The following is a 7623-nucleotide window of genomic DNA, read 5'->3' as shown; positions in this document are numbered from 1 at the left end:
TGGGCACTCCCGCAGGCCTCCATGCCGATCCGGCAGGCCGGCAGCTGGGCGACGAAGTTGCGCAACTGGCTGCGCCGCAGCGCCTTCGAAAACACCTGCCGGCCCTGCGCATCCACACCGTGGACCTGGAACACGTTCTTCGCGAGATCAATACCGAGTGTTGTAACCTGCATGTGGACGCCTCCGTCTTCTTCGAGTGAGAGTGATCACCCCCACTCTGGCACATCGCGATGCCGTAATAGGGCGGGGGCGTCCATCCCATTGAGGAGCCGCAGGCGACGTGGCAATCGGCTGCATGTGGCAAGCCGTTTGATTCCCGCACCCTTGCTCATTCCGAGCGATTGCTTCGTCGCTGCGCTCCTCGCAATGACAGGGGTGTGGTGGGTTCGGGGGATGACGGTGGTGGCTGGAGGCGAGACCGTTCGGGTATGTACCCCAGGGCCTTGATATACGTGGGCGATGCGCCTGAGCGACGAACAACAGACGATTATCCGCGAGGAAGTGGCCCGCGAATTCGGGCCGGATGCACAAGTGAAGCTGTTCGGCTCGCGCGTGGACGATACCGCACGCGGTGGCGACATTGACCTCTACATCGAGGCGGACGGCACCCCGGATGAACTGCTGGACCGGGAACTCAACCTGTACGTCGCACTGCAACGCCGTCTGGGCGAACGCCGCATGGACATCGTGGTGCATCCGCGAGGCACGCCGCACCGCCCCATCGATACGCATGCCGACCCCACGGGTGTCGCCCTGTTACCGTCACGACACCACCGCAGCGGCTCGCGCGGCTGATTGATCTGGTGGATCGTGAGGACGAGCACCTGCTCGGCGTTTCAGAGGCTTTGTACACAGGCCCCGGAGTTCAACCTTGGCTCCAGACCAACCACGCAACGCGATAGCCCACCGCCGGTCCCGCTACGGTAGGAGCCCAGCCCTCTGGGCGATTTCCTTCATCAATGCCAGATGTCCGACCCGATCGCCCAGAGGGCTGGGCTCCTACAAGTGTTATCCCGACAACGGGGGCTCAGATCAGCCAGGTGGTGCCGATACGGTGCTCGGGGGTGGCGCCGGGGATCAGGTCCATCAGCAGCCAGCCGAAGATGAGGGTGATGAAGGCGCCGCAGAAGACGGTGGCCACGAACAGGCCGATCCGGTTGCCGCGGCGCAACCCGAGGATGCCGCGCAGCGCCCAGTACAGCAGCCACAGCGAATACAGGATCAGCAGAAGACCGATGCCGTTGCCCCACGGCCAGGGAAAGGCGGCAGCCACCTTGCCGAGCCAGGCCGGGAGCAGGCCGATACTGACCGCCAGCATGGCCCGGTCCGGGTCCCCGCGCCCCTGGAAGAGTTCGGCCAGGTAGTGCGCGGACCAGGCCAGGCCCAGCACACCGATACTCATGGCGAGCACGCTGTAGGCGCCAAACCCCCATACCCCGGGCATCGCCTCGGGCGGCAGTCCGGTGGGAATGATCTGGTACAGGACCTGGCTGATCACCACGCTGAGCAGCAAGACCGGCAAGACAAGTCGCAGGAAGGTCTGCCACCAGGCCGGGGCGAGGTCCAGCGCACCGACCTCGCGCACCATCCCCAAGGGATTGAGCAATGCGCCTAGGAGCAATCGGGGCAGATTCAGGCAGCTGGGGTACCGGCTCATGCCGCGAGTATGTGGCAATTCTGTGACGTTCTCGTGACAACCTTCACGCGATCGGGCGACACCTCAACCGGCGAGCGTCAGTACCAGAATCACGAACGTCAGGGTCTCCACCAGCTCCAGCGTGGCGCCGGCGGTATCGCCGGTGAAGCCGCCCAGCCAGTGTTCCAGGAGGCGGGTGGCGCCCCACAGCAGCGCCCCGGCGGCGATCAGAGCCGGGATCACGCCCCACAGCCCCGACACCAGGCCCAGCACCAGTACCAGCAGGGCCGCGACACCGACCGTGCCCTTCGCGACCCTGTGTGGCAGGTGTTGTGCCATCTCCGCGCCCAGCCCCACCGGGTTCACGTAGGGAGTCGTCAGAAACAGCACCGGCGGCACCAGGCGCGCCAGCACGATGGCGAGCAGGACGGCGATCCACGCACCGGCTTCCACCACGGCCACCAGTGCCGTGCCCTTCAGCGCCAGAATCAGGATCAGCGCGGCGACAGCCATGGGACCGCAGGCCGGGTCCTTCATGATCCCGCGGGCGCGCTCCGGATGGCGTTGCCCCCCGACCCACGCATCCACCGTGTCCGCCAGCCCGTCCAGGTGCAGCGCGCCCGTCAGGGCCACCCAGAACGTCAGCACCAATGCCGCGACGAGGAGCGTCGGGGCGCCGGGAATGGCGGACAGCCCGATACCGACGATCACCACGATCAGGCCCAGGATGAGCCCGACCAGCGGATAGGTCAGTACCGAACGCCCCAGATCCTCGGGGTGCGGCTCCAGCGGGGGGGTCGGCAGGCGGGTGAGGAACTGGATAGCCAGCCAGAGGGGCGTCATCACGGGGTTCATGCGACCCCTCCGTCATTCCTGCCGGTAGGAGGCCAGCCCTCTGGCCGATGGGGCGCTGGCATTTTCCCGATCGGCCAGAAGCGAGCCAATACCGAGTTCATACGGCACCCTCCATCACCCCTACCTGTAGGAGGCCAGCCCCCTGGCCGATGGGGCGCTGGCATAGTTCCGATCGGCCAGGGGGCTGGCCTCCTACGGGGATCCTGCCCGATCGCGCGCGCAGCGAAGCCCCTGCCAGAGGCAGGCGCGGGCCGGGGCTTCGCGTGCAAGCACGCTCCCACAGAACCGCACGCAAGTGCCCGGGCGCGGGTTGGCTCGGGGTCCTGTTGCAGTGCGGGATGGGTAATCATCAGTAGGCCTGCCATGGCTCGACAATATGCAGGGACGCGAGCGGGACGTCGATACTCAGGAGTTTTTCCAGCGGCCAGCCCTCGTGCAGGGCGCGGATCAGGCGGATGACACCGCCGTGGGCGATCACGAGGACCTGCTCCCCTTCGTTGGGGGCCAGGTCATTCCAGCCGGCGACCACACGCTCGCGGAACGCTCGAAGCGACTCGCCATGGGGCGGCGCATGATTCAGCGGGTCTTCCCAGAAACGGCCCAGGGCATTGGCCTGCGTCTCCATCAGCGCTGCCGCCGTACGGCCTTCCCAGTCGCCGAAGTCGAGTTCGGCCAGGCGTTCGTCCACGGCGAGTGGCACGCCTGCCTGCCCGGCGATCGCCTCGGCAGGCCCGAGGCATCGCATCAACGGCGAGCAGACGACGCGATCCCAGTCGGCGTCACGCGCGAGTGTCTCGCGCATTGCGTGCCAGCCTGCTGCCGTCAGCGGGACATCGCTGCCACGCCCACAAAACCCCTGCCCCGTGGTCTCGCCGTGCCGCAGCAGGCCGATGCGTGTGGCGTCCGTGCTCAACTACCCTCTCCGCTCACACCCGCCTCGGCGAAAGTCGCCATCCCCGAATGCAGCTCGCAGGCCAGGCGCAGCAGGGGCACGGCGGTGGCCGCCCCGCTCCCCTCGCCCAGGCGCATCCCGAGATCGAGCAACGGCTCGGCCGCCAACGCTTCCAGCAGTCGCTGGTGGCCCGGCTCCGCCGAGCTGTGGGCGTAGAAGAACCACTCCGCGGTGCCCGGGCACAGGCGTTCCGCCACCAGCGCCGCCGAGGTGCTGATGAAGCCGTCCACCAGTACCGGCAACCCGATCTGTGCCGCGGCGATATAGGCGCCGGCCAGGCCCGCGATCTCGAAGCCACCCAGACAACGCAGGCTACCCAGTGCATCGCCGCGCACGTCGACGTGAGTGCTCAACGCCTGTTCGATCACCTCGGCCTTGTGGCGCACGCCATTGGCATCCAGACCCGTGCCGGGCCCGGCCAGATCGGCCGGCGGCAGATTCAGCAAGGAGCAGGCAAGTGCGGCGGCCGCCGTCGTATTGCCGATGCCCATCTCGCCACCGATGAACAGTTGCGCCCCGGCTCTTCGGGCGCGCTCGGCACATTGGCGGCCGACGTTCAGCGCGCGTTCCAGCTGCGCCGGCGTCATCGCCGGTTCGCGGGCCAGGTTCGCGGTGCCGGCGCCCAGGTTCAGCTGCTGCACTCCAGTCACGGCCGGAGGATCCGACACGGTGCCGAGGTTGATCACCTCGATGGACGCGCCCAGGTGCCGCGCCAGCACCGAGATCGCCGCACCGCCGTTCGCGAAGTTCGCGACCATCTGCGCCGTCACGGCCTGCGGGAAACGGGAAATACCCTCGGCCACAACGCCGTGGTCACCGGCGAACACGGCGATGTGCACCTGCTCCAGCGTCGGCTGGCCCACCCCCTGCATGGCGGCCAGGCGCTCGGCGATCGCCTCCAGCTGGCCGAGCGAACCCGGCGGCTTGGTCAGCTGGGCCTGCCGCTCGGCCGCTGTCTGGCGCGCCTCGGCGCTCAGGGGCGCCGGCGGCACCTGCAGCCAGTCACAGTCTTCGGTCACATGTTCTCCCTATTCGATCCGTCTTCGCGGGCAAGCCCGCTCCCACAAACAAACTCGCTCCCACAAAGGCATGTGCGGCAGCCCTGTGGGAGCGGGCTTGCCCGCGAATCCCCGCCACCCTGGCCACAGCAAAGCCCGCCCTGGATCACAGAAGTTGACCCTTGAGCACATGCGGGAGACCGGCGACGGTGAGGACCACGCGGTCCATCTCGGGTGCCAGGCGCTGGTGCAGCCAGCCGGCCTCGTCGGCGAAGCGGCGGGACAGTTCATCCATGGGGGTAATGCCCATCCCCGTCTCGTTGGAGACGAAGACCAGCGTGCCCGGCAAGCACGGGATCGTCTCGATCAGGGCCTCGCGCTCGCGTTCGATCCAGGCCTCGTCCTCGGTGCACAGGAGCTGGGTCAGCCAAAGTGTCAGGCAATCGACCAGCAGGCACTGGCCCGGACCAGCGGCCTGTTCCAGTGCCCGGGCCAGTCCCGTGTCCGCCTCGACCAGGCCCCAGTCACCGGGGCGGTCGGCGCGGTGGCGTTCGATTCGGCGCGCCATCTCGGCATCGTCGGCCCGTGCCGTGGCGACATAGGTGACCGGCAGGCCGGATTCCGCCGCCAGGCGTTCGGCCAGTCGGCTCTTCCCGGAACGCACGCCGCCCAGGACCAGGGTCTTCATGCCACCGGCTCCGTGGATACAGCCCCCAGCAGGGCCAGTACACGCTTCATGTCCAGGTGTTCCTCCAGGGTATCCGCCAGGCGTGCAAGACCGCGTTCGCGCGCCGCAGCCAGGTCTTCTCCCTGTCCCGAACCGGCCCGCATACCCGCCCAGTGCAGCAGGGCATCGGCGGCCTCCGAACGGTCGAATACGCCATGCACGTAGGTACCGGCCACGGTGCTGTCCTCGTTGCATGCGCCATCTGGCCCATGCGCCAGATGCAAAAGCGGCCGCTCCAGTCCGGGTCCGGTCGTGATGCCCGCATGAATCTCGTAGCCTTCCACGCCTGCCTCCCGGCCCAGCACACGAGCCCCGTGAACACGCTCCAGACGCTTTTCGGGGGCCAGGCGGGTCTCGATATCGAGCCAGCCAAGCCCCGGCGTGGAACCGGGCCGGCCCTCGACGCCGTCGGGGTCGTGCACGGCGCGCCCCAGCATCTGGAAGCCCCCACAAATGCCCAGCACCTTGCCACCGTAGCGCACATGCCGTTGCAGCGCGGCCTCCCAGCCCTGATCGCGCAGCCAGGCGAGGTCGTCGCGCACCGACTTGGAGCCCGGCAGGATCACCAGATCCGCCGGCTGCAACGACTCGCCGGGCCCGACAAACCGCAGATCCACCGCAGGGTGCAGGCGCAGCGGGTCGAAATCGGTGTGGTTGGAGATGCGCGGCAGGGCCGGCACGACCACCTTCAGCGCATCCGTAGCCTTTTCCGGCACCGCCTCCCGCGGAAGGGCGTCCTCGGCATCGAGATACAACCCGTGCAGGTACGGAATCACGCCGAGCACCGGCTTGCCGGTCTCCTGTTCCAGCCAGTCCAGCCCCGGCTGCAGCAGGCTGATATCGCCGCGAAAGCGGTTAATGACGAAGCCCTGAACCCGCGCACGCTCGGTCTCGCTCAGAAGCGCCAGCGTGCCCACCAGATGCGCGAACACCCCGCCCCGGTCGATATCCGCGACCAGGATCACCGGGCAGTCCACCGCCTCGGCGAAGCCCATGTTGGCGATATCGCCCGCGCGCAGGTTGATCTCCGCCGGCGAGCCCGCGCCTTCCACCAGCACGTGGTCGTACTGATCGGTCAGGCGCCCGTGCGACGCCAGTACCGCCTCGCGGGCCACCGGCTTGTAGTCGTGATAGGCCCGCGCATCCAGTTCCGCCGCGGGCCGCCCGTGGATGATCACCTGCGCGCCCTGGTCCGAGCTGGGCTTGAGCAGTACGGGATTCATGTCCGTATGCGGTTCCAGGCCGCAGGCGGCGGCCTGCAGGGCCTGGGCCCGGCCAATCTCGCCGCCATCGGCAGTCACGGCGCTGTTCAGCGCCATGTTCTGCGGCTTGAACGGCACCACCGACAGTCCACGGCGGTGCAGCACCCGCGCGAGCCCCGCGACCAGCACGCTCTTGCCGGCATCCGAGGTCGTCCCCTGCACCATCAGCGTCGTACCCGTCATGCCCGCTGCAGCCCCGCTTCGAGGCGCTGCCACTCGGCTGCGTCACCCGGCAGGCCAAACCGAAGACTCCCGGGCGCATCGAATCGACGCACCAGGATGCCCTGCCGGCCCAGATGGTCCTGCCAACCCGCGGGATCATCCACCCGGCACCACTGGAACAGCGCGGTGCCGCCGGTGGGCGCCAGCCCGCGCGCACGCAGCCGTTCCGCCAGGCGCTGACCGCGCGCCTGCAGCTGGCTCCGAGTCTCGGCCTGCCAGGCGCGGTCGGTCAGCGCCCGGGTAGCAATCCAGCGCGAAGGTCCGGCAAGACCCCACGGACCCAGCCGGGCGGCCAGCTGCGCGCGCATCGCGTCGTCGGCGATCACGAACCCGACCCGCGCGCCCGCCAGCCCGAAGAACTTGCCGAGAGAACGCAGCACCACCAGGCCTTCGCGCGGTGCGTCCTGCGCGAGACTGGCCCCCGGCGTCACATCCATGAAGGCCTCGTCCACGATCAGCCAGCCACCACGCGCGGCCAGTTCCGCATGCCAGGCCAGCAGGTCCGCACGCTCGAAGCACTGCCCGGTCGGGTTATTCGGGTTGACCAGCACCAGCACGTCCAGCTCGGGCAGCGCCGCGGCGATCGCCTCGCCACTCAGCGGGCGTACCGTGTGTCCGGCCTCCCGCCAGGCCCGGGCGTGCTCGTTGTAGCTGGGTTCGAGGATGCCGACGCGCGCCGTACCCGAGCGCAGCGCCGGCAACAACTGGATCGCCGCCTGCGAGCCCGCGACGGGCAGCAGGGCCTCGGTGCCGTAATAGTCGGCGGCCGCCGCCTCGAGCTCGTCATCCGGTTCCGGCAACCGGGCCCAGACGGCCTGCGGGATCTCGCCCACGGGATAGCCATGCGGATTGATGCCGGTGGACAGATCCAGCCACTCGGCCTCGGGGATCCCGTAGCGCGCGGCCGCCTGGCGGATACCGCCCCCGTGCACCTGCACGAGGGCCTGCGCCTCCGGCGTTTGCATCGATTG

Annotated in this window: 8 protein-coding genes and 1 pseudogene; 1 reads left to right on the top strand and 8 read right to left on the bottom strand. The window is 68.7% G+C overall.

The annotated features are described in order from the left end of the window. Positions 1-173, bottom strand: a pseudogene (locus tag F627_RS17010) (IS110 family transposase); the annotation flags it as partial. Between the two features lie 286 nt (positions 174-459). Between F627_RS17010 and F627_RS0109330 the strand changes: the two are divergent. After that, positions 460-795 (top strand): nucleotidyltransferase domain-containing protein, encoded by a 336-nt coding sequence (locus F627_RS0109330; RefSeq protein WP_019583916.1) that lies wholly within the window; start codon positions 460-462, stop codon positions 793-795. Positions 796-1027: 232 nt separating this feature from the next. Here F627_RS0109330 and F627_RS0109325 read toward each other — a convergent pair whose 3' ends face one another. From F627_RS0109325 to cobD, 7 genes are all read right to left on the bottom strand, one after another. After that, positions 1028-1657 carry a YIP1 family protein gene (locus tag F627_RS0109325; RefSeq protein WP_026332080.1) on the bottom strand — a complete coding sequence of 210 codons (630 nt, stop codon included), beginning with the start codon at positions 1655-1657 and terminating at the stop codon, positions 1028-1030. Positions 1658-1720: 63 nt separating this feature from the next. Further along, complete coding sequence (gene cobS, locus F627_RS0109320; RefSeq protein ID WP_019583914.1) at positions 1721-2491, bottom strand: adenosylcobinamide-GDP ribazoletransferase; 771 nt, start codon at positions 2489-2491, stop codon at positions 1721-1723. A gap of 349 nt (positions 2492-2840) precedes the next feature. Next, positions 2841-3404: a histidine phosphatase family protein gene (locus F627_RS0109315; RefSeq protein ID WP_026332079.1), complete on the bottom strand. Its 564-nt coding sequence runs from the start codon at positions 3402-3404 to the stop codon at positions 2841-2843. Further along, on the bottom strand, positions 3401-4462 hold the full coding sequence (gene cobT, locus F627_RS0109310) for a nicotinate-nucleotide--dimethylbenzimidazole phosphoribosyltransferase (RefSeq protein ID WP_019583912.1): 1062 nt from the start codon (positions 4460-4462) through the stop codon (positions 3401-3403). Before cobT ends, F627_RS0109315 begins: the two co-directional genes overlap by 4 nt. Positions 4463-4607: 145 nt before the next feature. Continuing rightward, on the bottom strand, positions 4608-5129 hold the full coding sequence (gene cobU / locus F627_RS0109305; RefSeq protein WP_019583911.1) for a bifunctional adenosylcobinamide kinase/adenosylcobinamide-phosphate guanylyltransferase: 522 nt from the start codon (positions 5127-5129) through the stop codon (positions 4608-4610). Continuing rightward, positions 5126-6613 (bottom strand): cobyric acid synthase, encoded by a 1488-nt coding sequence (locus tag F627_RS0109300; RefSeq protein ID WP_019583910.1) that lies wholly within the window; start codon positions 6611-6613, stop codon positions 5126-5128. Before F627_RS0109300 ends, cobU begins: the two co-directional genes overlap by 4 nt. Then, positions 6610-7617 carry a threonine-phosphate decarboxylase CobD gene (gene cobD, locus F627_RS0109295; protein ID WP_019583909.1) on the bottom strand — a complete coding sequence of 336 codons (1008 nt, stop codon included), beginning with the start codon at positions 7615-7617 and terminating at the stop codon, positions 6610-6612. The genes F627_RS0109300 and cobD overlap by 4 nt, the downstream gene beginning before the upstream one ends. Between the last annotated feature and the right edge of the window lie 6 nt (positions 7618-7623).

Source organism: Thioalkalivibrio sp. ALE16, from assembly GCF_000381305.1.
In the GTDB taxonomy this organism is placed as follows: domain Bacteria; phylum Pseudomonadota; class Gammaproteobacteria; order Ectothiorhodospirales; family Ectothiorhodospiraceae; genus Thioalkalivibrio.
This window is presented reverse-complemented; position numbering and strand designations above follow the sequence as displayed.

Bases quoted from the DNA above. Each gene is read 5' to 3' on its own strand.
- cobS (WP_019583914.1), bottom strand. From the start codon at position 2,491: ATGAACCCCGTGATGACGCCCCTCTGGCTGGCTATCCAGTTCCTCACC.
- F627_RS0109325 (WP_026332080.1), bottom strand. From the start codon at position 1,657: ATGAGCCGGTACCCCAGCTGCCTGAATCTGCCCCGATTGCTCCTAGGC.
- F627_RS0109300 (WP_019583910.1), bottom strand. From the start codon at position 6,613: ATGACGGGTACGACGCTGATGGTGCAGGGGACGACCTCGGATGCCGGC.
- cobD (WP_019583909.1), bottom strand. From the start codon at position 7,617: ATGCAAACGCCGGAGGCGCAGGCCCTCGTGCAGGTGCACGGGGGCGGT.
- F627_RS0109330 (WP_019583916.1), top strand. From the start codon at position 460: ATGCGCCTGAGCGACGAACAACAGACGATTATCCGCGAGGAAGTGGCC.
- cobU (WP_019583911.1), bottom strand. From the start codon at position 5,129: ATGAAGACCCTGGTCCTGGGCGGCGTGCGTTCCGGGAAGAGCCGACTG.